This window comes from Limnochorda sp. LNt (genome assembly GCF_035593265.1).
Taxonomy (GTDB): domain Bacteria; phylum Bacillota; class Limnochordia; order Limnochordales; family Geochordaceae; genus Geochorda; species Geochorda subterranea.
Genome location: NZ_CP141614.1, coordinates 933,062 through 958,880 on the forward strand (window position 1 = coordinate 933,062; position 25,819 = coordinate 958,880).

At 72.4% G+C, this 25,819-nt stretch carries 24 protein-coding genes and 1 pseudogene; 19 read left to right on the forward strand and 6 right to left on the reverse strand.

Annotated features, from left to right (window positions below; genetic code table 11):
• Position 1: 1 nt before the first annotated feature.
• From hisD to pcrA, 8 genes and pseudogenes are all read left to right on the forward strand, one after another.
• The gene (hisD, locus tag VLY81_RS04345; RefSeq protein ID WP_324670338.1) at positions 2-1,366 is read left to right on the forward strand and encodes a histidinol dehydrogenase; all 1,365 of its coding nucleotides are present in this window, start codon (positions 2-4) and stop codon (positions 1,364-1,366) included.
• Positions 1,363-1,983 carry an imidazoleglycerol-phosphate dehydratase HisB gene (gene hisB / locus VLY81_RS04350; protein WP_324669805.1) on the forward strand — a complete coding sequence of 207 codons (621 nt, stop codon included), beginning with the start codon at positions 1,363-1,365 and terminating at the stop codon, positions 1,981-1,983. Before hisD ends, hisB begins: the two co-directional genes overlap by 4 nt.
• Before the next feature lie 27 nt (positions 1,984-2,010).
• Positions 2,011-2,676 carry an imidazole glycerol phosphate synthase subunit HisH gene (hisH, locus tag VLY81_RS04355; protein ID WP_324669806.1) on the forward strand — a complete coding sequence of 222 codons (666 nt, stop codon included), beginning with the start codon at positions 2,011-2,013 and terminating at the stop codon, positions 2,674-2,676.
• A 32-nt stretch (positions 2,677-2,708) separates the two neighbouring features.
• A pseudogene (locus VLY81_RS14540) lies at positions 2,709-3,143 on the forward strand (1-(5-phosphoribosyl)-5-[(5-phosphoribosylamino)methylideneamino]imidazole-4-carboxamide isomerase); the annotation flags it as partial.
• Between the two features lie 146 nt (positions 3,144-3,289).
• Positions 3,290-3,418, forward strand: a complete 129-nt coding sequence (locus tag VLY81_RS14545; RefSeq protein WP_405001283.1) for a hypothetical protein — start codon at positions 3,290-3,292, stop codon at positions 3,416-3,418.
• Position 3,419: 1 nt separating this feature from the next.
• Positions 3,420-4,220, forward strand: a complete 801-nt coding sequence (hisF, locus tag VLY81_RS04365) for an imidazole glycerol phosphate synthase subunit HisF (RefSeq protein ID WP_324669808.1) — start codon at positions 3,420-3,422, stop codon at positions 4,218-4,220.
• Positions 4,204-4,938 (forward strand): bifunctional phosphoribosyl-AMP cyclohydrolase/phosphoribosyl-ATP diphosphatase HisIE, encoded by a 735-nt coding sequence (hisIE, locus tag VLY81_RS04370; RefSeq protein WP_324669809.1) that lies wholly within the window; start codon positions 4,204-4,206, stop codon positions 4,936-4,938. The genes hisF and hisIE overlap by 17 nt, the downstream gene beginning before the upstream one ends.
• A gap of 7 nt (positions 4,939-4,945) precedes the next feature.
• Entirely contained in the window at positions 4,946-7,189 is a 2,244-nt protein-coding gene (gene pcrA, locus VLY81_RS04375; protein ID WP_324669810.1) for a DNA helicase PcrA, read from the forward strand.
• 18 nt (positions 7,190-7,207) lie between these two features.
• Here pcrA and VLY81_RS04380 read toward each other — a convergent pair whose 3' ends face one another.
• On the reverse strand, positions 7,208-8,419 hold the full coding sequence (locus tag VLY81_RS04380; RefSeq protein WP_324669811.1) for a D-alanyl-D-alanine carboxypeptidase family protein: 1,212 nt from the start codon (positions 8,417-8,419) through the stop codon (positions 7,208-7,210).
• 125 nt (positions 8,420-8,544) lie between these two features.
• On the opposite strand from VLY81_RS04380, the gene ligA reads away from it, so the two are divergent.
• The 5 genes from ligA to VLY81_RS04405 are packed head-to-tail and all read left to right on the forward strand — an operon-like array spanning position 8,545 to position 14,480.
• Positions 8,545-10,632: an NAD-dependent DNA ligase LigA gene (gene ligA / locus VLY81_RS04385; RefSeq protein ID WP_324669812.1), complete on the forward strand. Its 2,088-nt coding sequence runs from the start codon at positions 8,545-8,547 to the stop codon at positions 10,630-10,632.
• The gene (gene gatC / locus VLY81_RS04390) at positions 10,613-10,909 is read left to right on the forward strand and encodes an Asp-tRNA(Asn)/Glu-tRNA(Gln) amidotransferase subunit GatC (protein ID WP_324669813.1); all 297 of its coding nucleotides are present in this window, start codon (positions 10,613-10,615) and stop codon (positions 10,907-10,909) included. The genes ligA and gatC overlap by 20 nt, the downstream gene beginning before the upstream one ends.
• Positions 10,906-12,447: an Asp-tRNA(Asn)/Glu-tRNA(Gln) amidotransferase subunit GatA gene (gatA, locus tag VLY81_RS04395; RefSeq protein ID WP_324669814.1), complete on the forward strand. Its 1,542-nt coding sequence runs from the start codon at positions 10,906-10,908 to the stop codon at positions 12,445-12,447. The genes gatC and gatA overlap by 4 nt, the downstream gene beginning before the upstream one ends.
• Before the next feature lie 5 nt (positions 12,448-12,452).
• Positions 12,453-13,970 carry an Asp-tRNA(Asn)/Glu-tRNA(Gln) amidotransferase subunit GatB gene (gene gatB / locus VLY81_RS04400; RefSeq protein WP_324669815.1) on the forward strand — a complete coding sequence of 506 codons (1,518 nt, stop codon included), beginning with the start codon at positions 12,453-12,455 and terminating at the stop codon, positions 13,968-13,970.
• 42 nt (positions 13,971-14,012) lie between these two features.
• Complete coding sequence (locus VLY81_RS04405) at positions 14,013-14,480, forward strand: Fur family transcriptional regulator (protein ID WP_324669816.1); 468 nt, start codon at positions 14,013-14,015, stop codon at positions 14,478-14,480.
• Here the strand turns inward: VLY81_RS04405 and VLY81_RS04410 are convergent.
• The 4 genes from VLY81_RS04410 to VLY81_RS04425 form a co-directional block, all read right to left on the reverse strand.
• Positions 14,470-15,834, reverse strand: a complete 1,365-nt coding sequence (locus VLY81_RS04410) for a carbohydrate ABC transporter permease (RefSeq protein WP_324669817.1) — start codon at positions 15,832-15,834, stop codon at positions 14,470-14,472. The genes VLY81_RS04405 and VLY81_RS04410 overlap by 11 nt on opposite strands.
• A complete protein-coding gene (locus VLY81_RS04415; protein WP_324669818.1) occupies positions 15,835-16,968 on the reverse strand; it encodes a carbohydrate ABC transporter permease in 1,134 nt (377 codons plus the stop codon).
• A 97-nt stretch (positions 16,969-17,065) separates the two neighbouring features.
• Positions 17,066-18,328, reverse strand: a complete 1,263-nt coding sequence (locus VLY81_RS04420) for an ABC transporter substrate-binding protein (protein WP_324669819.1) — start codon at positions 18,326-18,328, stop codon at positions 17,066-17,068.
• A 108-nt stretch (positions 18,329-18,436) separates the two neighbouring features.
• Positions 18,437-19,672, reverse strand: a complete 1,236-nt coding sequence (locus tag VLY81_RS04425) for a LacI family DNA-binding transcriptional regulator (protein ID WP_324669820.1) — start codon at positions 19,670-19,672, stop codon at positions 18,437-18,439.
• 139 nt (positions 19,673-19,811) lie between these two features.
• On the opposite strand from VLY81_RS04425, the gene VLY81_RS04430 reads away from it, so the two are divergent.
• The 6 genes from VLY81_RS04430 to VLY81_RS04455 all read left to right on the forward strand — a co-directional run bounded on the left by VLY81_RS04430 (position 19,812) and on the right by VLY81_RS04455 (position 24,351).
• A complete protein-coding gene (locus VLY81_RS04430) occupies positions 19,812-20,006 on the forward strand; it encodes a hypothetical protein (protein WP_324669821.1) in 195 nt (64 codons plus the stop codon).
• A 140-nt stretch (positions 20,007-20,146) separates the two neighbouring features.
• Complete coding sequence (locus VLY81_RS04435) at positions 20,147-20,947, forward strand: S-methyl-5'-thioinosine phosphorylase (RefSeq protein WP_324669822.1); 801 nt, start codon at positions 20,147-20,149, stop codon at positions 20,945-20,947.
• A 25-nt stretch (positions 20,948-20,972) separates the two neighbouring features.
• Complete coding sequence (gene mtnA, locus VLY81_RS04440; RefSeq protein ID WP_324669823.1) at positions 20,973-22,004, forward strand: S-methyl-5-thioribose-1-phosphate isomerase; 1,032 nt, start codon at positions 20,973-20,975, stop codon at positions 22,002-22,004.
• Entirely contained in the window at positions 22,001-23,518 is a 1,518-nt protein-coding gene (gltX, locus tag VLY81_RS04445) for a glutamate--tRNA ligase (protein WP_324669824.1), read from the forward strand. Before mtnA ends, gltX begins: the two co-directional genes overlap by 4 nt.
• On the forward strand, positions 23,515-23,850 hold the full coding sequence (locus tag VLY81_RS04450) for a hypothetical protein (protein ID WP_324669825.1): 336 nt from the start codon (positions 23,515-23,517) through the stop codon (positions 23,848-23,850). Before gltX ends, VLY81_RS04450 begins: the two co-directional genes overlap by 4 nt.
• A 69-nt stretch (positions 23,851-23,919) precedes the next feature.
• A complete protein-coding gene (locus VLY81_RS04455; protein ID WP_324669826.1) occupies positions 23,920-24,351 on the forward strand; it encodes a DUF92 domain-containing protein in 432 nt (143 codons plus the stop codon).
• A 46-nt stretch (positions 24,352-24,397) separates the two neighbouring features.
• Here VLY81_RS04455 and VLY81_RS04460 read toward each other — a convergent pair whose 3' ends face one another.
• Complete coding sequence (locus tag VLY81_RS04460) at positions 24,398-25,765, reverse strand: tetratricopeptide repeat protein (protein WP_324669827.1); 1,368 nt, start codon at positions 25,763-25,765, stop codon at positions 24,398-24,400.
• Positions 25,766-25,819 lie beyond the last annotated feature (54 nt).

Sequence of the window (25,819 nt, forward strand, 5' to 3'; positions counted from 1 at the left end):
GATGCGGCGATTCGACACCCGGCGCCAGAGCCTCGACGAGATCCGGGCCGCGCTGCGGCGGCCCCTGCTGTGGGACGTGCCGGTCACCGGTCGGGCCCGCGCCACGCTGGACCGGCTCTTCGGGCCCGGTACCACCCCCCTGGAGGCAGTGCGCCGGATCCTCGACAGCGTGCGCCGCGAGGGCGACGCCGCCCTCGTCCGCTGGACACGGGAGCTGGATCGCGTGGAGATGCCGCCCGGCGAGCTGTGGGTGGGTGCGGAGCGCCTGCAAGCGGCGGCCTCCGACCCCTCGCTGGCCTCGCTGGTGCCGCCGCTGCGGGCGGCGGCCGCTGCCATCGAGCGTTTCCACCGGCGACAGGCGCCAGCGCCGGTCTTCGAGGAGAGCGCCCCCGGCATCCAGGTCGGGTGGTGGCCGCGCCCGGTGCGGCGGGCGGCGGTCTACGTGCCGGGTGGGCTGGCGCCCCTGCTGTCGACGGTGCTGATGGGCGTCATCCCCGCCCGGATCGCCGGTGTGGAGGAGATCGTGGTGGCCACCCCGCCCCCGGTCCACCCGGGGATCCTGCTGGCCGCTCGGTTGGCGGGGGCCGACCGGGTGCTGCAGGTCGGGGGCGCCCAGGCCGTCGCCGCGCTGGCCTACGGCACCGAGTCGGTGCCGCCGGTGGACGTCATCGTGGGGCCCGGCAACCTCTTCGTGCAGCTGGCCAAGCGTGAGGTGGTGGGCATCGTCGGCATCGATGCCCTCGCCGGCCCCAGCGAGGTCGTGGTGATGGCCGACGGGGAGGCTCCGTCCGGTTGGATCGCGGCCGACCTGGTGGCCCAGGCGGAGCACGCCCCCGACGCCGCGGCCATCCTGGTCTCCGACTCGGAGCCGCTGGTGGAGGCCGTGCTGGCAGCCATCGAGCGCGAGCTGTCGACGCTCGCCCGTGGCGACCTGGCGCGCTCGGCGCTGGAGGCGTGGGGCGCGGCCATCGTCTGTCGCAGCCTGGACCCCGAGGGCGTCGAGCTGGTCTCGACCATCGCCCCCGAACACCTGGAGGTCGTCGCGCAGGACGCGATCGCGCTGGCGGGGCGGGTGCGCTCGGCGGGGGCGATCTTCATCGGGCCGCACAGCCCGGTGGCGCTGGGCGACTACGCCGCCGGCAGCAACCACATCCTGCCCACCAACGGGACGGCTCGCTTCGCGTCGGGTCTGGGAGTCCACACGTTCGTGCGCGCCAGCGCGATGGTGCACGCCTCTCCCCGGGGCCTGGCCGGCATGGCCGGCACCGTGCAGGCCCTGGCCAGCGCCGAGGGGCTGGAGGCGCACGCCCGCTCCATCGCCGTGCGGCTGGAGGCGGACGACCGGAGAGGCGGCGAGCGACGGTGACGTCGGCCGAGCGCGGGCTGCGTCGCGCCTCGGTGGAGCGCGTGACGGCGGAGACCCGCATCACCCTGACGCTGGCGCTGGACGGCCAGGGCCGGGCCCAGGTCAAGACCGGCATCGGCTTCTTCGACCACATGCTGATGGCCCTGGCGCACCACGCCCTCTTCGACCTGGAGCTGGCCGTGGTGGGCGACCTGCATGTGGACGCGCATCACTCGGTGGAGGACACCGGCCTGGCCATGGGCCAGGCGCTGGATCGGGCGCTGGGCGAGCGGCGCGGGATCGTCCGGTTCGGCCATGCGCTGGTGCCGATGGACGAGGCGCTGGCCCTGGTGGCCGTCGACCTGTCGGGGAGGCCCCTCCTGGCCTGGGAGGCGCCAGGGCTCGACGGCGCCGCCGGGGCTCGCCTGGGCGACTTCGACGTCGAGCTGGTGCGGGAGTTCTGTCAGGGCCTGGCCTCCGCCGGGCGACTGACGCTGCACGTGCGCCAGCTGGCGGGCCTCAACCTCCACCACACGGCCGAGGCCGTCTTCAAGGCGGTCGGACGCGCCCTGCGCATGGCCGTGACCGTGGATCCGGCCCGTCCCGATCGTATCCCCTCCACCAAGGACGTGCTCTAGAGGGAGGCACGGGGGGCGGTCGGCCACATGCGGATCGGTCTTGTCGACTACGGGATGGGCAACCTGGCCTCCGTCGAGCGTGCCCTCAGGGCCGCCGCCCCCGCCTGCCACGTGGTGAGGGTCGTCGATCCGCAGGGGCTCGGCGACGTGCGGGCGGTGGTGCTGCCCGGGGTGGGGGCCTTCGACGCGGCCATGCGCGCGCTGGACCGAAGCGGCCTGGCGGAGGGTCTCCGCCGCTACCTGCAGGCCGGGCGGCCGCTCTTGGGGATCTGCCTCGGCTACCAGCTCCTCTTCGACGAGGGTGAGGAGGTGGGCCGGGACCGGCGGACCGGCGCGGTGAGGGGCCTGGGGTGGCTGACGGGGCGGGTGCGTCGTCTCGGGGCGGGCCTCACGGTCCCTCACATGGCGTGGAACCGCCTGGAGCTGACCGGGCGCTTCGCTCCCCTCTTCGAGGACCACCGGCCCGGCGAAGGGGCGTACGTCTACTTCGCCCACTCCTACTATCCCGAGCCCGGGTCGTCGGACGACGTCGTGGCCTGGTGCACCATCCGGGGCAGCCAGGCCTCGATCCGCTTCGCCGCGGCGGCCTGGAGGGGGGCGGCGGGCGGCGTGCAATTCCACCCGGAGAAGAGCGGCGCCGAGGGGCTCGCCATGCTGGCGCGCTTCGTACGCTGGGCGGAGCGACAGCGGTGAGGGAGTTCTGGGTGGTCCCCGCCATCGACCTGATGGAGGGGACCGTGGTGCGACTGCGACAGGGGCGCTTCGACGAGGCGACCCGCTACGCGCGCGACCCCATCGGCTGGGCACGGGCCCTGGTGGCAGCGGGTGCCCGCCGGCTGCACGTCGTCGACCTGGACGGAGCCCGGCAGGGCCGGCCGGCGCACCTTCCGCTCCTGGAGCGGATCGCACAGGCGGCGGGGGTGCCGGTGCAGTTCGGTGGCGGGTTGCGCTCCCTGGAGTCCGTGCGCCAGGCGCTGCAAGCCGGGGCGTCGGCGGTGATGCTGGGCACGGGGGCGCTGGATCCCGGGCTGATCGAGCCGGCCCTGGCGGCCTGGGGGGCCGAGCGGGTCTGGGCCGCCATCGACGTCCGGGGCGGGCGCGTGGTCGTGAGCGGGTGGACCGAGGCCAGCGACCAGTCGCCGGCGGAGCTGGCGCGGCGGCTGCACGCGGCCGGCGTGCGGTGGGCTCTGGTGACCGACACGCAGGCCGACGGCACCTCTCGGGCCTCGACCCTGCGGCGGCGCTGGCAGTGGCGGGCGAGGGCCTGCACGTCCTGGCCGCCGGCGGGGTGGGATCGGCCCCGGACGTGGAGGCGCTGGCGCGTCTGGGCCTGGCCGGCGTCGTCATCGGTCGGGCCCTCTACGAAGGGAGGCTGACCCTGCCGGAGGCCATCGCGGCGGCCGGCCGCGCGACCGCCTGCGGCGGGGCGACGTGACATGCAAGCATGCCGCATCATCCCCTGCCTCGACGTCGACCGAGGCCGGGTGGTCAAGGGGGTCCGCTTCCAGGACCTGCAGGACGCCGGCGACCCTGCCGAGCTGGCCCGGCGCTACGAGCGCGAGGGCGCCGACGAGGTGGTCTTCCTCGACATCTCGGCCTCCGCCGAGGGCAGGCGCACCCTGCTGGAGGCCGTCGCCCGCACGGCCGAGGGCCTCTTCGTGCCGCTGACGGTCGGCGGAGGCGTGCGAAACGAACAGGACGTGCGGGATCTGCTCCTGGCCGGTGCGGACAAGGTGTCGGTCAACACGGCGGCCGTCGACGACCCGTCGCTGGTCTCACGCCTGTCGGACCGGTTCGGCGCGCAATGCGTGGTGGTGGCCATCGATGCCCGCCGCGGGGGCGACGGCTCGTGGGAGGTCTACACCCACGGGGGGCGGCGCCCCACGGGCCTCGATGCGGTGCAGTGGGCCGAGGAGGTGGCGCGCCGAGGTGCCGGCGAGCTCCTGGTGACCAGCATGGACCGCGACGGGACCCGGGAGGGGTACGACTGCGAGCTCTTGCGGGCCATCACCGACCGCGTCGACGTTCCCGTCATCGCCTCGGGCGGGGCCGGCACCCTGGAGCATCTGCGGGATGCCGTGCTGCTGGGAGGGGCCGACGCGGTGCTGGCCGCCTCCATCTTCCACTTCGGCCGCCACTCCATCGCCGAGGCCAAGGCCTTCTTGCGCCGGCACGGCATCGCGGTGCGCGAGCGACCCTCGGCCGATGGGGGGGACGACCGTGGCCGGCGAGGCTGAGCGCAGCAACGAGTTCAGCGCCCTCTCGCCCGACGCGCTGGTCGACAGCGTGCGGTTCGGGCCGGACGGGCTGGTGCCGGCGGTCGCGGTCGACCGTGCGACGGGCGCCGTGCTGATGCTGGCCTACATGGATCGCGAGGCGCTGCAGACGACGCTGCGCACCGGACGAGCCACCTACTTCAGCCGCAGTCGGGGCCGTCTCTGGACCAAGGGCGAGGCCTCGGGCAACGTCCAGCGGGTGCGCGAGATCCGGGTGGACTGCGACGGCGACGCGCTGCTGCTGGTGGTCGATCAGCACGGCAGCGGCGCGTGCCATACGGGTGCCTGGAGCTGCTTCTACCGCCACGTGCCCGTGGGGGAGGAAGGGCCGGCGCCGGCGGGCGCCGCCATCCTGGACGAGCTGCGCCGGGTCATCGCCGACCGTCGGCGTCACGCGCCGCCTGGCTCGTACACCGCCGCGCTGCTGGCCCGGGGGGCCGATGGCCCGCTCAAGAAGCTGGCCGAGGAGAGCGGCGAGGTGATCCTGGCCGCCAAGGATGTGGAGGCCGCCCGGCGGGGTGCCGCTGGAGCCGAGCAGGCTGAGGCGCTGCGCCGGGCCCGGGAAGCCCTGACCTGGGAGGCGGCCGACCTGCTCTACCACCTCCTGGTGGTGCTGGAGCAGGCGGAGCTGCCGTCGGAGGCGGTCTGGCAAGAGCTGCGCCGGCGGCGGGGGGAGTGAGCGGGCGATGAGCGCGGGAGCCTGGTCGCCCGCTCTGGTACCCTTCTTGCGGGAGCTCAACGAGCCGCAGCGCGAGGCGGTGCAGCACGTGGAGGGGCCGCTCCTGGTCATCGCCGGCCCCGGCAGCGGCAAGACCCGGGTGCTCACCTACCGCGTCGCCTATCTCATCGCCACCGGGGCGGCGGCGCCCGAGGAGATCCTGGCGGTCACCTTCACCAACAAGGCGGCCCAGCAGATGGTGGAGCGCCTCGAGCGGCTCCTGGGGCCGGCCCTGGCCCGACGCCTCTGGGTCGGCACCTTCCATGCGACGTGCGTGCAGATCCTGCGCCGGGAGGCCGCCCACGCCGGGCTGCCCCGTGACTTCGCCATCTACGACACCCCCGACCAGCTCCAGGTGATGCGCCAGGCGCTCAAGGACCTCGACGTGGACCCGCGTCGCTACGACCCGAGGGGCGTGCTGGCTGCCTGCTCCCAATGGAAGAACCAGATGATCGACCCGGCGCAGGCCGCCCAGGATGCCACCACGCCGCATGAGCGGCTGGTGGCGCGTCTGTACCGCCGGTACCAGGAGCGGCTGCGGGAGGCACGGGCCCTCGACTTCGACGACCTGTTGATGGAGACCGTGCGGCTCTTTCGCGAGCAGCCCGACGTGCTGGCCCGGTGGCGGCGGCGGTTGCGCTACATCCTGGTCGACGAGTACCAGGACACCAACCATGCGCAGTACGAGCTGGTCAACCTGCTGGCGGCCGCCCACCGCAACCTGATGGTGGTGGGCGACGAGATGCAGTCCATCTACGGCTGGCGGGGCGCCGACATCCGCAACATCCTCTCCTTCGAGCGGGACTACCCCGGCGCCCGGGTCATCCGTCTGGAGCAAAACTACCGCTCCACCGCGACCATCGTGGAGGCGGCCAACCACCTGATCCGGCACAACACGCGCCGCCTGGAGAAGCGCCTGTGGACCGACAACCCGACGGGGTCGCCCATCGTCTTCTGTCGCTCGGAGGACGAGCGGGGCGAGGCTGCCTTCGTGGCGGAGCAGATCCGCCAGGCCGTGCGGGAGGGCCGCCAGTACCAGGACGTGGCGCTGCTCTACCGCACCCATGCCCAATCCCGGACCTTCGAGGAGGCCTTCCTGGCCCACCAGATCCCGTACCGGATCGTGGCGGGCCTGCGCTTCTACGAGCGCAAGGAGATCAAGGACGTCCTGGCCTACCTGCGGCTGGTGGCGTCGCCCGGCGACATCCTGAGCCTGCGCCGCATCATCAACGTGCCGCGCCGGGGCGTGGGCGAGGCGGGGGTGGCACGCCTGGAGGCCTTCGCCGAGGAGCGGGGGCTGCCCGTCGGGGAGGCCATCGCACCCGCCTGCGACGCCGGGCTCTTCAATCGACCGACCACGCAGGCCCTGCGCACCTTCGCCGCCGATCTGGAGCGCTGGCGATCCCTGGCTCGCGAGGAGGCCCTGACCGCCTGCATCGAGCGGGTGATCCGGGAGTCGGGCTACCTGGCGGAGCTGCGCCAGGAGGGTACCGACGAGGCCCAGGCCCGCATCGAGAACCTGGAGGAGCTGCTCTCCCTGGCCCGGCGCTTCGAGGAGGAGCACCCGGGCGCCGGGCTCGACGAGTTCCTGGCCCACGTGGCGCTGATGTCGGATACCGACGCCTACGACGAGCAGAGCCAGGCCGTCAGCATGATGACCCTCCACGCGGCCAAGGGGCTCGAGTTTCCCGTGGTCTTCCTGGTGGGCCTGGAGGAGGGGGTGCTGCCCCACGGCCGCTCCCTCTACGAAGCCGAGGCGCTGGAAGAGGAGCGGCGCCTGTGCTACGTGGGCATCACCCGTGCCAGGGAGCGGCTCTACCTCACCTGCGCCCGCATGCGCGCGATGTACGGGCAGCTGGCGCAAAACGAGGTCTCGCGCTTCGTGGGCGAGATCCCGACGCACCTGGTCCAGGACGTGAGCCAGACGTGGTGGCGGCGGGAGGTGGCCCGGGCCGCGGCCACCCTGGAGGGCGGCGTGCGGGATGCCGCGGGCGCCGCCGTCAGCTGGCGCGGTGGCCGCGGGCAGCTGGGAGACGGGGACGGGGCGGTCGACGCGTGGAAGCCGGGCGACCGGTTGGCCCACGACGCCTTCGGCGAGGGTACGGTGGTGAGCGCCGAGCGGCACGGTCGCGACCTGATCCTGACCGTCGCCTTCCCGGGCGCCGGGGTGCGGCGGCTGCTGGCCTCGGCCGCTCCCATCCGACGCGTGTGAGGGAGGATGCGGCCGTCTCTACCGCCACGGCCACCACCAGAGCCCGCGCGCCACGTCGTGCGCGGCCAGGAGGGGGACCCGCGCCACGGCCCGCTCGCCGACGTAGGCCACGAGCTGCCCGATGCGGGCGCCGGCCACGATGGGCGGGCGCAGGGGGTCGAGCTCGACCCTTCCTCGCACGTCCTTGACCTGGCGGACGGGCACCACCGTGGCCAGCGTCTCCCCCGCCACCACCCGCAGCTCCTCCGGGCGACCTCCGGCGACCACGGCACGGGCCACCTCCTCGTCGCGGCGGGCCAGCTCGACCCGGGCGAAGGCGGAGAACCCGTATTCGAGCAGCCGGGCGCTATCGGCCCACCGGTCGGCGCTGTCGAGGACGACGGAGATGAGGGTGGTGCCGTCCCGGGAGGCGGCCGCCACCAGGCAGTTGCCGGCCCGGCCGGTGGTGCCGGTCTTGACGCCCGTCGCCCCGTCGAAGCTCCAGAGCAGCCGGTTGGTGTTGTGCCAGGTGGTGTCGTGGGTGAGGGCGCTGTAGGCCCGGGTGCCCACGATGCGGGCGAAGAGGGGAAACTGCAGCGCCGTGCGGGCGAAGAGGGCGAGGTCATAGGCCGTCGAATAGTGGTTGGGGTCGTCGAGCCCGTGCGGATTGACGAAGCGGGAGCCGTAGGCGCCCAGCTCGCGAGCCCTGCGGTTCATCCGCCGGGCGAAGCCCTCCACGCTGCCGTCGAGGTGCTCGGCGATGGCGACGGCGGCGTCGTTGCCGGACGGCAGCATGAGGGCGTAGAGCAACTCCTCCAGGGTGTAGCGCTCGCCTGCCACCAGATCGGCCGAGGAGCCGGTCACCGAAGCGGCCCGCCGGGAGACCTGCACCAGGTCCAGCAGCGTGCCCGACTCGATGGCCAAAAGAGCGGTGACGATCTTGGTGGTACTGGCCGGCGCTCGCCGCTGATGCTCGTTGTTGGCGAAGAGGACGGTGCCGGTGGAGGCCTCCATCAGGATGGCGGCGGCCGCCCTGACGGACGGGCCCTCGTCGGCCCCCGGCAGGTAGCGCACCGGGAAGGAGCCTCCCAGCGGGGTGGTGGCCGGGAGCAGGGCGGGCGCGGGGCCCTCCGCCCACGTGCGATGGGAGCCGAGCTCCGAGCGCGAGATGGCGAGGACGGCGGTGGCCACGACGACCGCCAGCGCCGCCTTGCCGAGCGGCGAGCCCATCCGTGGTGCCTGGAGCCGCACCGGGCCTCCACGCCTCCCCCGCCGCCCGCTCTCTCGTCGGCCCGTCCGAGGCGGGCGGCTCGGTACTCCTATGCGCTCGACGGGGCAGGCATGCCGGGCCTCTCGCCGGAGGAGAGGTGAGGACGATGGATGCCGTCGGTGAGGAGAGGGCCGAGGCACGGGGCGTCCCCCCGGACGTGCTGGAGCGGGTCCGGGCGTTGCGGGACCAGATCGCGTACCATGACTACCGCTACTACGTCCTGGACGCCCCCGTCATCTCCGACGCCGAGTACGACGCCCTGATGCGAGAGCTGCGGGAGCTCGAGCAGCGCCATCCGCAGCTCGTCACGCCCGATTCGCCGACGCAGCGGGTGGGCGGGGCGCCGCTGCCCGAGTTCGGCAGCGTGCGGCACAGGACCCCCATGTTGAGCCTCGACAACGCCTACTCCGTCGAGGAGCTGCGGGCCTGGGCCGCACGCGTCGCCCGGCTGCTGCCGGGGGAGCCCGTCAGCTTCGTGACCGAGCTCAAGATCGACGGGCTGGCCATCTCGCTGGAGTACGAGGACGGTCGCTTCGTGCGGGGGGCCACGCGGGGCGACGGCACCGTCGGCGAGGACGTCACCCAAAACCTCCGCACCATCCGCAGCATCCCCCTGCGCCTCCGCTGCGACGGGCCGGTCTCGCTGGACGTGCGCGGTGAGGTGTACATGGTCAAGAGCGCCTTCGCCCGGCTCAACGAGGAGCGGGCCCGGCGGGGCGAGCCTCTCTTCGCCAACCCCCGCAACGCGGCCGCCGGCTCGGTGCGGCAGCTGGATCCCTCCGTGACGGCCGGCCGTCCGCTGGACATCTTCTGCTACACCCTGGCCTACCTGGAGGGCATGGAGCTGCCTCCCACCCACTGGGAGCGGCTGCAGCTGCTCAGGGAGCTGGGCCTGCGGGTCAACCCCCACGTGCGGCGGTGCGAGAGCCTCGACGAGGTGGTCGACTACATCGAGTACTGGTCCCACCGCCGCCACGAGCTGGACTACGAGACCGACGGCATCGTCGTCAAGGTGGACCGCATCGACCAGCAGGAGCGCCTCGGGGCCACCGCCAAGAGCCCGCGCTGGGCCATCGCCTACAAGTACCCCGCCGAGCAGGCCGTCACCCGGGTGCTGGCCATCGACGTCAACGTGGGGCGCACGGGCGCCCTGACGCCGGTGGCCGTCCTGGAGCCGGTGAGGCTGGGCGGCACGACCGTCTCGCGGGCCGGCCTGCACAACGAGGACATCATTCGCAAGCTCGACGTGCGCGTCGGCGATTGGGTCAAGGTGCAGAAGGCCGGCGAGATCATCCCCGAGGTGGTGGAGGTCCTCAAGGAGCGCCGCTCCGGACAGGAACACCCCTTCCAGATGCCCGAGAGCTGCCCGGTTTGTGGGGCGAGGGTGGTACGCCCCGAGGGCGAGGCCATCTGGCGGTGCGTCAATCGCCAGTGCCGGGCCCAGCTGGTGGAGGGGCTGATCCACTTCGCCTCCCGTGACGCCATGGACATCGAGGGGCTCGGACCGGCCCTGGTGACCCAGCTGGTGGAGCGCGGGCTGGTCAGCAGCCCGGCCGATCTGTACCGGCTCGACGTGGACCGGCTCGCCACGCTGGAGCGGATGGGCCCCAAGTCGGCCGCCAACGTGGTGGGCGCTATCCAAGCGAGCAAGGGCCGGGGGCTCGCACGGCTGTTGTACGCCCTGGGCATCCGCCACGTCGGCGAGGGGACGGCCCGAGATCTGGCACGCCACTTCGGCTCCATCGAGGCCATCATGCAGGCATCGGTCGAGGAGCTGATGAAGGTGCCCGACGTGGGGGAGGTGGTGGCGCGCAGCATCCGGGAGTTCTTCGACGAGCCCGCCAACCGGCGGCTGGTGCAGGAGCTGGCCTCGCTGGGCGTCGTCACGACGCAGGCCCGGGAGCCGCGCCCGTCAGCGGCCTCGCCCTTCGTCGGCAAGCGGGTCGTGGTGACGGGGACCCTGGCCCGCTACTCCCGGCGGGAGGTAGAGGAGCTGCTGGCCTCCCTGGGGGCGCAGGTGAGCGGCTCCGTCAGCGCCAAGACCGACTACCTGGTGGTGGGCGAGTCGCCGGGCTCCAAGCTCGACAAGGCCCGGGCTCTGGGGGTCACCATCCTGGACGAACCCACCTTCTATCGCGTGCTGGAGGCCATCGACAAGGGGGAGGCGCCGAGCCATGCCGGCCATCACGCCTGACGAGGTGCGCCACGTCGCGCGCCTGGCACGTCTGGAGTTGAGCGAGGAGGAGGTGGCGCGCTTCACCCGGCAGCTCGGCGAGATCCTGCAGGCCGCCAGGCGCCTGCAAGAGCTCGATACCGAGGGCGTCGACCCCACCTTCTACCCGTTGCCGCTGCGCAACGTCTTCCGGCCCGACGAGGTGCGGCCGTCGTTGCCACGCGAGCGCGTGCTGCAAAACGCGCCGGAGGTCGAGGCGGACATGTTCCGGGTGCCGCGCATCATCGAGGAGGCATGACGGGGGCGGTGGCCATGACCGAGGAGGAGGCCCTTCTGTTCGGTTCCATCGAGGAGCTGTCGGAGCGCCTGTGGCGGGGGGAGATCTCGGCCCGGGAGCTGGCCGAGGCCCATCTGCGCCAGATCGAGCGGATCGACGGGGAGATCCACGCCTACCTGACCGTCGTCGCCGAGCGGGCCCTGACCCAGGCCGACGCCGCGGATCGGTGGATCGCCCGGCGCCGCCAGGAGCAGGGAGGGCCCGTCGACGTCCGGCGGCTCGACCCTTCCGAGCGGCTGGTGGGCATCCCGTGGGCGTGCAAGGACGTGCTGTGCACCGAGGGCGTGCGCACCACCTGCGGGTCGCGCATGCTGGAGAGCTTCGTGCCGCCTTACTCCGCCACCGTCGTGACCCGGCTCGACGAGGCCGGGGCCGTCATGCTCGGCAAGGTCAACATGGATGAGTTCGCCATGGGCTCCTCCAACGAAAACTCGGCCTTTGGCCCGACCCGCAACCCCTGGGACCTGGACCGGGTGCCGGGGGGCTCCAGCGGGGGCTCGGCGGCCGCGGTGGCGGCGGGAGAGGCGGTCTTCTCGCTGGGCTCCGACACGGGCGGCTCGGTGCGGCTCCCCGCCAGCTACTGCGGCGTGGTGGGCCTCAAGCCCACGTACGGGGCGGTGTCGCGCTACGGACTGGTGGCCTTCGCCTCGTCGCTGGATCAGGTCGGCCCCATCGCCCGCCGCGTGCGCGACTGCGCCATCGTCTTCGAGGCCGTCGCGGGCCCCGATCCCATGGACTCGACCTCGGCGCCGGGGCCCGTGCCCGCGGTGCTGCCCACGCTGGAGCACGGCGCAGGGGGTGTGCGGCTGGGCCTTGCGCCCGAGTACTTCGGCGAGGGGCTGTCGGCGCCCGTCCGGGAGGCGGTCATGGGGGCGGTCGCCCGCCTGGAACGGGAGGGGGCGACCACGGTGGAGGTGCGGATGCCGCACCTGGAGTACGCCCTGCCCGTCTACTACATCATCAGCCCCTCCGAGGCCAGCTCCAACCTGGCCCGCTACGACGGCGTCCGCTACGGGCTGCGCCGGCCGGGCGACGACGTCGTGGCCATGTTCTCCCGGACCCGGCGGGACGGTTTCGGCGACGAGGTCAAGCGCCGCATCATGCTGGGCACCTACGCGCTGAGCACAGGCTACTACGAGGCCTTCTACCTCAAGGCCCAGAAGGTGCGCACCCTCATCCGCCGCGACTTCGAGCAGGCCTTCGAGCGGGCCGACGTGCTGGTGACGCCGGTGAGCCCCTCCGTGCCCTTCCGGCTGGGGGAGCGCGTCGACGACCCGTTGCAGATGTACCTGACCGACATCTACACGCTGAGCGTCAACCTGGCCGGATTGCCGGCCGTCTCGGTGCCGTGCGGCTTCTCGCCCGAGGGGCTGCCCATCGGGGTGCAGATCATCGGGCCGGCCTTCGCCGAGGCCCGGGTGCTGCAGGTGGCGCGAGCGGTGGAGGCGGCCGTGGCCGACCAGGTGGCCGACCGGCGGCCAGCCGTGGCGGTGAGGTGATGGACATGCAGGAGCGACCCACGCTGGCGGAGTCCCGCACGGCCCGGGAGGGCCTCCCGGCAGGCTGGGAGGTGGTCATCGGGCTGGAGATTCACGTGGAGCTGGCCACCCGCTCCAAGGTCTTCTGCGGGTGCAGCACCGAGTTCGGCGCACCGCCCAACACCCACGTCTGCCCGGTCTGCCTCGGGTTGCCGGGCAGCCTGCCCGTGCTCAACGAGAAGGCGGTGGAGTACGCCGTGCGGGCGGGCCTGGCCCTCAACTGCCGGGTGGCGGAGCGAGCCAAGTTCGACCGCAAGAACTACTTCTACCCCGATCTGCCCAAGGCGTACCAGATCTCCCAGTACGACAGGCCCCTGTGCACCGACGGCTGGCTGGACGTGCAGGTGGACGGGCAGACGCGGCGGGTCGGCATCATCCGGGTGCACCTGGAGGAGGAGACGGGCAAGCTGGTGCACTCGACGGCCACCATCGTGGGCAGCCGCTACTCCCTGGTCGACTACAACCGCTCCGGCGTGCCGCTCATCGAGATCGTGACCCGGCCCGATCTGCGCTCGCCCGAGGAGGCGCGGCTGTTTCTCGAGGAGCTGCGCAGCATCATGCTCTACCTGGGCGTCTCCGACGTCAAGATGGAAGAGGGCTCGCTGCGCTGCGACGCCAACGTCTCGGTGCGCCGGCCCGGCGAGCGACGGCTCGGCACCAAGACCGAGGTCAAGAACCTCAACACCTTCAAGGCCGTCGAGCGGGCGCTGCGCTACGAGGCCTGGCGGCAGGCCGCCATCCTGGAGGAGGGCGGCGTGGTCCGCCAGGAGACCCGGGGCTGGGACGAGGCCAGCGGCTCCACCATCCTGATGCGCACCAAGGAGACGGTGGAGGACTACCGCTACTTCCCCGAGCCCGACGTGCCGCCCGTCGAGCTGGACCCGTCATGGGTCGAGTCCATCCGGCGCTCGCTGCCCGAGCTGCCCTCGGCCAGGCGCCGGCGCCTGCAGGAGGCCTACAAGCTGCCCGCCTACGACGCCTCGGTGCTCTGCGAGCACCCCGCGCTGGCGGACTTCTTCGAGGCGGTGGCGCGCCGCACGGGCGATCCCAAGGCAGCCAGCAACTGGGTGATGGGCGAGGTGCTGCGCCTGCTGCGTGCCATGGGCATGGAGCCGGCCGACCTCGCCGGCCGGGAGACGTGGGTCGCCTACCTGTCGGAGGTGCTGGCGCTGGTGCGGGGCGGCACCGTCACCGCCAGCGTGGGCAAGGAGGTCCTGGAGGAGAGTCTCCGCACCGACCAGCCGCCCTCGGCCATCGTGCGGGCCCGGGGCCTCGAGCAGGTGGGCGACGAGACCCAGCTGGTGCAGTGGGTGCGCCAGGCCATCGCCGCCAACCCCGACGCCGTGGCCTCGTACCGCTCCGGCAAGGAGCAGGCGGCCGGCTTCCTGGTGGGGCAGGTCATGAAGCTCTCCCGGGGCAAGGCCAACCCCAAGGTGGTCGGCGAGCTGGTGCGCCAGGAGCTGGGGCCGCCCGGCCGGGGCTGAGCCCCGGCGGCCGCGGGGCGCCGGAGAGGGGGCGACGGGCGCATGACGACGGGCGCCCAACGCTTGGAGGCCGCCCGACATCGGCTGGAGTCCCTGGGGGTGCGGCTGACGCCTCAACGGCGGGTCGTGCTGGAGGTGCTGGCCGCCCAGCCGGAGCGCCACTTCAGCGCCCAGGAGCTATACGAACGGGCCCGCCGGCGCGCCCCCGCCCTGGGCCTGGCCACGGTCTACCGGGCGCTGCTGCTCTTCGAGCGGGCCGGGGTGGTCAGCCGTCTCAACGTGGGGCAGGAGGAGGATCGCTTCGAGTTCGAGCTGGAGCGGGGCCACCACCACCATCACCTGGTCTGCCTCGGCTGCGGGCGCATCCTGGAGTTCAAGGAGGACCTGCTGGAGGATCTGGAGGCCCGCATCCAGGCGGAGACGGGCTTCCAGATCGTCGATCACCGGGTGCACTTCACCGGCTACTGCCCTCGCTGCCGCGCCCGCGGCGTCGCCCCGCCTAGCCCTTGAGGCCGCTGAAGGAGATACCCTCCACGAAATAGCGCTGGAAGACCACGAACAGGATCAGCACCGGCAGCGCCGCCACCACGGCCCCGGCCAGCAGGGGGCCCCAGTCGAACCCGACGGCGCCGTACGCCCGTCGAAACGTCGACAGCCCCACCATCAAGACGAACTTGTCCTGCGGGGACGTCAGCACCACCAGCGGCCAGAAGAACTCGTTCCAGGCGCCCTGGAAGGTGAGGATGGTGACCGCCCCCAGGGCCGGGCGCGCCAGGGGCAGCACGATGCGGCGGAAGGTGGTGCCCGGCGAGGCGCCGTCGATGCGGGCCGACTCCTCCAGCTCCTTGGGCAGCGACTCGAAGAACTGCTTCATGATGAAGACCGCACTGGCCCCCACCAGCCCCGACAGGATGAGACCGGTGAAGGAGTTGAGCAAAGTCGGCATCCCCCACAGCCTCGACAGCCCGAAGATGCCGTCGCGCAGCACCAGGTAGTTGGAGATGAAGGTGACCTGGCTCGGCACCATCATGGAGAAGAGCATGACGACGAAGAGGACGTTGCGCCCGGGGAAGCGCAGCCTGGCCAGGGCGTAGCCGGCCATGGAGGCGAAGGCCAGGGTGGTCAGCACCTTGGCCGTGGCCACCCACAGCGAGTTGCCGATCCAGGTGAGGAAGAGGTTGCGGCCGGTGGTGCGGCTGTAGTTCTCCCCGAAGACCCGGGTGTAGTTGTAGAAGACGTAGGGGATGACCCCGGGCGTGATGGTGTTCCAGCTCTGAACCCGTCCGAGCCGCTCGGTCCGGTTGGGGGAGAGGGTGGCCTCCACGAAGCGGTAGCCGCGCGGCACCTCCACGTCGACGGGCAGGCGATCGACGGTGATCTGGCCCGTGTGGCGCACCTCGAAGCGGTAGGTGACGAGGACGCTGCCGTCGGGGCCCGGCTGGCGGGAGGCGATGGACGGCCCCACCACCTCGGCCATGTCGGCGGCGAAGGGCCCCGTGCGCACCGCACCCGGCCCGGCCCCGGGCACCCGGCGGGGGACGGCGACCCGCGGCAACTCGATGCCCTGGACGGCCAGCTCGGCGGGCACCTCGTAGGTCACTTCGAACGGCACGACGGCCCCTGGTGCGAAGGCGCCGAACCAGCCGCTGCCGCCCCCGGCCTGCCCCAATCGGTAGGCGGCCACCCAGTTGCGCCAGCGCAGCTGCGGGGGATCCAGCCGGGGCGGCCACTCGGCCGGGTTGTCCTTGAGGCTGGAGAGGACGGCGAAGAGCAGCGGCCCCATGAAGAGGATGGAGAAGAACAGGAGCAACAGGTAGATGGCACCGGCCCGAGCCCACCGGCGGCGGGCGATCGCGTCGCTCACCTAGCGCTCCACCACCTTTCGCTGGATCAGCACCACCACCAGGGTCAACAGGGCCAGGGTCATGGCGGCGGCGGCCGCCTGCCCCACCCGCGGGACTGCCCCGCCCGGGAAGACGTTGCTGTAGACGTAGTAGGCCAGCGTGATGACCGACTCCAGGGGTGCCTGGTCGCCGATGACCGCCACCTGGTCGAACATCTGCAGCGTGCCGATGAGCCCCAACGTCACCACGAGGAACGTGACGTGGCGCAGCTGCGGCAAGGTGATGTGGCGAAACTGCTGCCATGCCGACGCGCCGTCGACGGATGCCGCCTCGTACAGCTCCCGGGGGATCTCCTGCAACCCGGCCAGGTAGAGCAGCATGAAGGTGGGTGCCGTGGTCCAGGTGTTGAGAAGCATGATGGCCTCCAGCGGGATGGGGGCGGAGACGGGGCCACCCGGCCAGCGGCGGCGCGTGTTGAGCCACGGGATGGCCACCGGCTGCACCCCCTCGACCGGCGTCACCACGCCGGCCACCCACAGCGCCGCGCTCGCGGCTCCCGCCAGCAGCATGGCCGTCACCAGGAGGCTGGGCTCCAGGGGGGAGGCGGGCCGCCCTCGCCCGCGCTCGTAGAGCACCAGCGCGGACTGCAGCACCACCGTCCCCACCACCCAGGCCACGAGCACCCGACGGTAGACCAGCGCGACGGTCAGCAGGTAGTTGATGGCCCCGGCCCGCTGGTACAGCCAGATGAAGATCAGCGTGATGACGACGCTGGATGCGACGCTGGGCATGTAGTAGGCGGCGCGAAAGAAGGTGATACCCCGCAGCTTCTGGTTGAGGGCCAGGGCGAGCATCAGCGCGAAGACCGTCTGGGCGGCGGTGACGACCACAGCGAAGGTGATGGAGTTTTGCAGTGCGGTCAGGAAGCGCGGCTCCGTCAGCAGGGCGACGTAGTTGCGCAACCCGACCCAGGTGGGTGCGCTGAAGAGGTCGTACTGGGTGAAGCTGAAGTAGAGCGTGCGGGCGAAGGCGTAGGCGAAGAAGACCACCAGCGAGAAGAGGAAGGGCGCCAGGAACAGATAGGCCGCCACGGCCTCCTGCACTCGCTCGCTCAGCATCGGCCGGCGCAGCCCCGGTGTCCGACCCTCCTTCATGGCGACGCCTCCCACGCGGTGTGGCCGACGGGTGCCAGGGCCGAGGGGGCGCCCCCGGCGTCGAGCCGGGCGGCGCCCCGCCTCATCCTCGACGGGCTCAGCGGCCCGTCAGCTCGTCCAGCCGGCGCTGCGCGTCGGCCAGCGCCTGCTGGGGCGTCAGCTCTCCGGTCATGACGGCGGAGAGGGCCTCGTTGACGGGCGTCATCCAGTCTCCACCGTAGCGCCCGAACTTGAAGGGCTGCACGTTGCCCTCGGAGGCCCCGCGGAAGACCACCAGGTTGGCCTGGGCCTCGGCGGTGGCCTGCTTGAAGTACGGGTCGTCGAGCAGTGCCTGCCGGCTGGGGAGGGCCAGGCCGCGCTGCAGCACCCACTGCTGCGCCTCCGGGCTCGTCAGGGCCTCCAGCACCCGGAAGGCCTCCTCCTTGACCCGGGAGGCGGCGTTGATGGACCAGGAGACGGTGTAGATGAAGTTGCCCCGCTGCCCGGTGCCGGCATGTCGCGGGAGCAGCGTGGCGCCGTAGGGCAGGTTGGGGGCCTGGTCCCGCAGGAAGCCCAGGATCCAGGCGCCCTCGATGGCGGTCGCCACGCGCTCGGTAGCGAAGGCGCCGCCGCCCCAACTCTGGCCGATGTCGGCGGGCAGGATGCCGATGCCCTCGTCGACCAGCCCGGTGTACCACTCGAAGGCCTCGACGAAGCCCGGCTGGGAGAGGTCGCTGCGGCCGCGCTCGTCGAAGAGCCGGAAGCCGGCGGCGTAGGCGAACGCGCCGAACCGGGCGAACTCGGGCGCCAGCGCGATGCCGTAGATCCCCTCCTGGGGCCGGCTCACCCGGCGCAGCTTGTCGGTGAAGCTCGCCCACGTGTCGCTCTCGTCAGGGTAGGGCACGCCGGCCTCGTCGAAGATGTCCTTGTTGTAGAAGACGGCCAGCGTGTTGAAGTCCTTGGGGATGCCGTAGACCTTGCCCTGGTAGGTGAAGGCCTCCAGCAGGCTGGGGATGATGTCCTCCTTGGAGAGGGCCTCGGAGCGTTGCAAGTAGGCGTCCAGCGGCTCCAGCTGGCCGGCCGCCATCAGGGGCTCGGCCCAGAAGATGTCGACATAGAAGAGATCGGGCGCCGTACCGGCGGAGAGGCTGTTGAAGAGGTAGGTGGAGAAGTCCTCCGCGATGGGCTCGTAGCGCACCTCGATGCCGTACGGCTTGACGGCGGGCTCGACGAACCGGGTGATGAGCTCCTCGACGATGGCGACGTCGGTCCCGGCCCATCCCGAGACGCGCACCACGGTGCCGGCCCATGCCGGCGAGACGAGCAACAGCAGCATGAGCAGCAAGATCGAGACTCGCCCGGCGCATCGATGCAGTCTCACGTGACTCGCACCCCTTTCCAGGTCGTCGACGAGACGCGCTCCCAGCTCACCACGACCGGCAGGCGCTGCGACGGATCGCCTCCTCTCCATGGTTCCATGGTCGGCGAGCTACGGCGAGCTCGAGGGGGCCGGGCCCGTCGAAGCCCGCACCACCAGCTCGGGCCTCAGGAGCACCCGAGACGGGATCCCGTCGTGCCCTCGCTCGATGAGGCCGACGACCGACTGGGCCGCGGCCACGCCGAGCTGGCGACGGGGCTGGTGCACGGTGGTGAGCGGCGGCGAGGCGCGGGCCGCGTCGGAGATGTCGTCGTAACCTCCCACGGAGAGCTCCTCGGGCACGGCGATGCCCATCTCCCGGGCCGCGCGCAGCACGCCCAGGGCCATCAGGTCCGACGCGGCGAAGATGGCCGTGGGGCGTGGACGGCGGCGCAGGAGCTCCACGGCGCCCTGGTAGCCGCTCGCCTCGGTGAAGTCGCCCTCGACGAGGCAGGCCTCTTCCCACTCCAGGCCCACCTGTCGGAGGCCGGCCGTGAACCCCGTCAGGCGCTCCCAGCTGACGGGCGCCCACCGGTGGCCGTTGATCATGGCGATGCGACGATGGCCCAGCGCGGCCAGGTGCCGGGCCATCAGCCGAGCACCCTCGATGTGGTCGCAGCCGACCGAGACGGCGCGCTCCCCCTCCACCGGCACGTCGATGGTCACCAGGGGGAAGGGCAGGCGAGCCAGCTCGCCCCAGCGGGGATCGTCGGTGCGCAGCCCCAGGAAGACGGCGCCGTCGATCTGACGGTGCGCCGCCAGGTCCATGAAGGAGGGAGCGCCCCCGTCGTAGAGCCCGTCACCGAAGACCAGCAGATCGTAGCCGGCCGTCGCCAGCCCCTCCAACAGCCCGTCGACCACCTCCGAGGCGAAGGGGTGGGAGAAGCGAGCCCGCTCCTGGCCGAGGAAGTAGACCCCGATGAGGCGGCTGCGGTGGGTGACCAGGGTCTTGGCCGCGGCGTTGGGGCGGTAGTTGAGCTGGCGGGCGACCTCGAGCACGCGCCGGCGCGTGGTAGGGCTGACGTCGGGGTGCCCGTTGAGCGCCCGGGAGACGGCTGCGACCGACAGACCCAGGGCCCCGGCGATGTCGCGGAGAGTAGCCCGACGTCCAGGAGGTGGGCTTAAACGTTTGCGAGACGGAGGGGTCGTGCGTCCGATCGCCTGGCGCTGCGCCACTCCCTCGCCCCCCTTCCCTCGAAGTGACGGCAGCACCGTCACTTCGCCGATCGGCGGACGATCTCCTGCCGCGAACTGCGCTATTCTGGTCGCGCTTAACCGAAGACGAGGTCGCCTTCGATGGCCCTTCATATGCACTCTGTTCTAAAACGATTCAGTCATGAGGACGTCCCGTCTGGCCGGGCGCGGTCCGGGTCACACTACGGACGGGCGCCGCCGCTCCGGGCCGTCACCCGGGAGAGGGCGAAGCGCTCCAGGCAGGGGGGCCGCGATGACGACGGACGCGAGATTGCCCCCGACCGACGACGAGCCGGTGCCGACCCACCCCGGAGGCGAGCGAGAGGACATCCTGCGTGCCCGGCCGGTGCCGCGCGAGGCGTCGTCGCAGCGGGGCCAGTGGAAGAGCGGTCATGCGCCCGGGAGTCGCAAGGACCGCAAGGTACGCCCCCACCGCAAGCTGACCTGACCCCGGCAGGAAGTCGCCCGCTGCCCACGAAGCGCACCGTCGTGCCGCCCTTCCCGTGGCGCGGGAGGGGCGGGCGCGACGAGAGGTCCTGCGTCGGCCGGCGTGCCGGCGCACGGCCCGACCGCGTGGAGGTAGCGCACGTGAGCAGGGCGAGGCTGGCCGTCATCGGTGGCACCGGCTTCGAGGATCCGTCCATCCTGGGCCGACCGCGGGAGACCACCACCATCACGACCCGTCTGGGGGCGGCCACGGTCTCCCTCTACGCCCTCGACGGGGTGACCGTGGCCTATCTGTCGCGCCACGGGCCCGGGCACAGCGTGCCGCCCCACCGCATCGACTACCGGGCCAACATCGCCGCGCTGGCCGCCCTGGGGGTCCAGCGTGTCGTGGCCACGGCGGCCGTCGGCTCACTGCGCCGCGAGCTGCCGCCGGGCACGGTGGTGGTAGCCGACCAGTTCCTCGACTTCACCCGTCAGCGTCCCGTCACGTTCTTCGAGGACGACGCGGTGGTGCACACAGACTTCAGCGAGCCGTACTGCCCCCAGATCCGGGCGGCCCTGGTGGCGACAATCCGGCAGCAGGGGTTGCACGTACAGGAGACGGGCTGCTACGTCGGGATGGAAGGGCCGCGCTACGAGACGCCGGCGGAGGTGCGGGCCCTGGCGGCGCTCGGCGGTGATGTGGTGGGGATGACCGGCCTGCCCGAGGCGGTGCTGGCCCGGGAGGCCGGCATCTGTTACGCGGTCGTGGCGGTCGTGACCAATCTCGGGGCCGGACTTTCCGCCTCCTCGCTCAGCCACCAGGAGGTCGTCGCGGTCATGGACGAGCGCCGGCCCCGGCTGCTGCGGGCCATCCTGCAGGCGCTGGCGTCGCTGCCCGAGGCTCGGGGCTGCCCGTGTGCCGCTGCCCCGGGCCGTGGCCTGGTCGCCTCCATGCTGTAGAATGACGAGCGTGGTGCATCGAGCCATGGAGACGAAGTCGTCGGCGGTCCGCGCCTATCGCTGGGAGCCCGACGGGCTATGGCTGCTGGACCAGCGCCGCCTGCCGGCAGAGGAGCGGTGGGTGGCGTGCCGGCGGCCCGAGGACGTGGCGCGGGCCATCCGGGAGATGGTGGTGCGCGGCGCGCCCCTCATCGGGGTGGCCGGGGCGTACGGCGTCGCATTGGCGTGTCGCCTGCACGCGGGCGATCCCGACGCGGTCGAGCGGGCGGCCGAGCAGCTGCGGACGGCGCGCCCCACGGCGATCAACCTCGCGTGGGCCGTGGACAGGGTGATGGCCCGCCTGCGCCGCGAGGGGTACGCGGCGGAGCTGGCCGCCGAGGAGGCAGGGCGCCTGGCCGACGAGGACCAGCACTCCTGCTGGCGCATCGGTGAGGCGGGGGCGACTCTGATGCCCGTGGAGGGCGGCGTGCTGACCCACTGCAACACCGGCGCCCTGGCGACGGCCGGCATCGGCACGGCCGCGGGGGTCATCCGTCGAGCTGTCGCCCGGGGCCACCGGCTCCGGGTCTACGCGACGGAGACCCGCCCCTACCTCCAGGGCGCACGGCTGACGGCCTGGGAGCTGAGCCGGGAGGGCATCGACGTCACGGTCATCACCGACGGCATGGCCGGCTACGTGATGCAGAAGGGGCTGGTGCAGGCCGTGGTGGTGGGCGCGGACCGGGTGGCTCGAAACGGGGACGTGGCCAACAAGATAGGCACGTACGGCCTGGCGGTGCTGGCCCGGGCGCACGGCATCCCGTTTTACGTCGCGGCTCCCTACTCCTCCGTCGACCTGTCGCTACCGGATGGCGACGCCATTCCCATCGAGCATCGTGACCCGGCCGAGGTGACGCAGGTGGCAGGGGTGGAGGTGGCGCCCCCGGGCGTGCCCGCCCTGCATCCCGCCTTCGACGTGACGCCGGCTCATCTCGTCACGGCCATCATCACGGACCGCGGGGTACGCTACCCGCCCTACCTGCGGTCCTTGCCCCTCGAGGAGGCGACCGCCCCATGAACCCATCCCGAGCTGAGCGTTTTGATGCCGTGCGGGTCCGCTACGCGCCCAGCCCCACGGGCTACCCCCACGTCGGTGGCATCCGCACGGCCCTTTACAACTGGCTGTTCGCCCGCCATCACGGGGGCAAGTTCATCCTGAGGCTGGAGGACACCGATCGGAGCCGCTCCACCGAGGAGTCGGCCCGGGCCATGCTGGAGGGCCTGCGCTGGGTGGGCCTCGACTGGGACGAGGGCCCCGACGTGGGCGGTCCCTACGGACCCTATCGGCAGACGGAGCGGCGCGAGCTCTACCAGCGCTATGCGTCGCGCCTGGTGGAGGCGGGTCGGGCCTACCCCTGCTACTGCACCCCTGAGGAGCTCAAGGCCCGGCGCCAGGAGGCCCTGGAGCGGGGCGAGGCGCCCAAGTACGACCGGCGTTGCCTGCACCTGACCGACGCCGAGCGCCGCCGGCTGGAGGCCGAGGGGCGGCCCAAGGCGTTGCGATTCCGGATGGATGACGCGGGCGAGACGGTGGTGCAGGACCTGGTGCGGGGCGAGGTGCGCTTCGAAAACACCCTGCTCGACGACTTCGTCATCATCAAGTCCGACGGGCTGCCCACCTACAACTTCGCCGTGGTGGTCGACGACCTGGAGATGCGCATCACCCACGTCATCCGGGGGGACGAGCACCTCTCCAACACCCCCCGGCAGGTGCAGGTGTACCGCGCACTGGGGGCCGAGCCTCCCGCGTTCGCGCACCTCTCCATCCTGCTGGCGCCGGACCGCTCCAAGCTCTCCAAGCGTCACGGGGCCCAGTCGGTCGACGCGTTCCGCGAGAGGGGCTACTTGCCCGAGGCCATCGTCAACTACCTGGCCCTGCTGGGTTGGGGCTACGACGCCGAGCAGCAGATCTTCACCGTCGAGGAGCTGATCGACAAGTTCTCGCTGGCGCGCGTCTCCAAGAACCCGGCCATCTTCGACATCCAGAAGCTGGAGTGGATGAACGGGTACTACCTGCGCCGCCTCTCGCTGGAGGAGCTGGCGGCACGGGCGCGCCCCTTCCTCGAGAGAGCCGGGCTGACCGCGCTCATCGAGCGGGAGGCCGAGATGGGCGAGCGCCGGCTGATGCGCGCGCTGGAGCTGTCGCAGAGCCGGCTGCGCACCCTGGCCGACGTGTCCGAGTGGGTCCGCTACTACTTCGAGGAGACCGTCGACTACGACGAGCGGGCGGCCCGCAAGCACCTGCTCAGGGCCGGCGTGCCCGAGCTGCTCGAGCGCATCGCCGGAGGGCTGGAGGGGATCGAGCCCTTCGACGAGTCGACGCTCGAGGCCTACTTCACGGCCCTCCGTGACGAGACCGGCCTCAAGATGGGCGACGTGCTGCAGCCGGTGCGGGTGGCCGTGACGGGCAAAGATGTGAGCCCGGGCATGTTCGAGGTACTGGCCCTGGTGGGCAAGGGAGCTGCCGCCCGGCGGCTGCGTCAGGCCGCGGCGTGGGCCCGCGAGCGGCTGGCCAGCGTCTCGGCCGGGTGAGCCGGGCGGCTGACGGGATGGCGCTCGTGCCGACGTGGGCGACCGCCGTCGGCCTGGCCCTCGCCGTGGCGGGCGCGGGTGGCGGCCGGGCGCTGACGCCGGGCGGGCGGTGGCGGCGACCCTCGTGGGAGCCCTGGTCTTCGGTGCCGGGGGCTGCCGTGGCCGCGCTGCTGGTCGGCTTCTTCGTCTCGGGATCAAGCCTGACCGCCTGGCGCCGGCGGGTGCGAGGCGCCGTCCGCGCCCGAGGCCATCGGCGGGCCGGGACGCCCGCCAGGTGCTGGCCAACGGCGGCGTCGCCTCCGTGGCCGCGGCTTCGCGGCTCGTGGCCGTGAGCGGGCTGGCCCGGCATGGGCGTACGACGCCCTGGTGGCCGGTAGCCTGGCCGCCATGACCGCCGACACGTGGGCCACCGAGGTGGGGCTGGCCAGCGGGCGCACCCCGTCTCCATCATCGGGTGGCGGCCCGTCGAGGCGGGGCGCTCGGGCGGCGTGACGCTGCCGGGCACCGCCGCCGGGACGGCGGGCGCGGCCCTGATGGCTGCGCTGACGTGGGGTATGCTGGGATCCCCCGCCCTGGCGTGGGGCGCGCTGGTGGGGGGCGTGTCGGGGATGCTCCTCGACAGCCTCATCGGGGCGGCCTGGCAGGGCCGGTGGCGCTGCCATCGCTGCGGGCGTGCGGTGGAGCGGCCCCGGCCACACCTCCAGACCTGCGCGGGCCCCCTCCGCCTGGAGGGCGGCCGGCCCTGGCTCGACAACGACGGGGTCAATGCGCTCTCGTCGGTCGCCGCGGGGCTCGTCGCCGTGGCCGCGACGCTCCTGGCCGGGGCGGCGTAGCGCCGGGGCGGCCAGCACCGTCCCGTGCGGGCAGCCGGGCGTCCGGCTAGGCGAGGCGGGGCTGCCTCTCCCGGGCCTGGGGAGGCGCTCCATCCAGCAGCGACAGGGCCGCCTGGCGGTACAGCTCCGACGCCCGGGCCGCATCGCCGCGCCTGGCCATCAGGTCGCCGTGCTCGAGCCGGAGCCTCCCTATCTCGGACCTCGATCCAAGATGCTCCAGAAGCTGGGCGGCCTGCTCGTAGTGGGCCACCGCCTCGTCCAGGTCGCCGAGGAGGGCGAACACACGGCCCAGGTGCCAGTGCGCCCGGGCCTTGAGCCCCGGTCGGTCGTGCTCTTGCGCCAGCGCCAGGGCCGTGTAGCCGTGCCGTAGGGCCGGCTCGCGCTGCCCGATGCTGGCATAGCACCAGCCCAACTCCATGTGGTCGTAGATCATGAACGGGACGTCGCCCAGCGCCTCATGGGAACCCAGGCCCTTCACGAGCGACTCGATGGCCTCCTGCCAGCGGCCCAGTCGCTGGTAAGCCAGCCCCATGTTGTGCTGAGCCCTGTTGACCCAGGCCGCGAACCGCAGGCGGATGGCGAGCGACAGGCTCTGCGTGAAGTACTCGAGCGCCTCGTCCGCCCTGCCCATGTCGAGCGCCGCGAGCCCCAGGCTCGTGAGGACGGGGACGAGATAGCGCTCGCCCAGCCTCTCCGCCAGCGGGAGGGCCTCTTGCAGGTAAGCCATGGCTTGCTGGGCCCGGCCGGCCTCACGAGCCAGCGTCCCCACGTGGAACAGGGTCTCGTACCTGAGCATGCTGTCACCACGGGTCGCCTCGAGGATGACCAGGGCCCGCTGCGCATGATCGTAAGCCGTCTCGAAGCGGCCCTCCTCGTACTCGAGATACGAGAGCGCCAGTACCGCCTGCACGCGCTCGGGTCCGGGCGCCAGGTCATCCGACAGGCTCAGGGCTGCCGCGATGGCCTCCTGCGCCTCTTCTATCCGTCCCGACCCGGCCAGGATCCGACCCAGGGTCACCAGCGCGCTGACGGTCAGAGGGGTGCTGCGAAGGGCACGCGCGCGGTCCAGCGCGGCCCGAGCCAGCCGTTCGGCCTCCGCCGGATTCGCGGCCGCCACGCAGTCTCGGGCTGCCCGGAGCAACCGCGCGATCTCCTGCTCGCCGGCACGGTCGGTCACGGGCTCGGCCTCCTCCGACGAGCCCACGAGGTACGTGACGGTAACCCCGAAGAATGACGCGAGCTTCTCCAGGACGTGCCGGGTCGGGTTGACGGCCCTGCCCGAGCGCAGCTTCCACAGGTAGGACAGCGACAGGCCGGTGCCCTCGGCCACCTCCCTCAACGTCCAGCGCTTGCCGTCAGGACGCCTCACCGTCTCGAAAAGGTGGCGCAACCGCTCCACCACGACGTCATTCACGGGCTCCTACCTCCCTCTACGCCGGGATGTGAACGAGGCGTTGCGACTATAGTA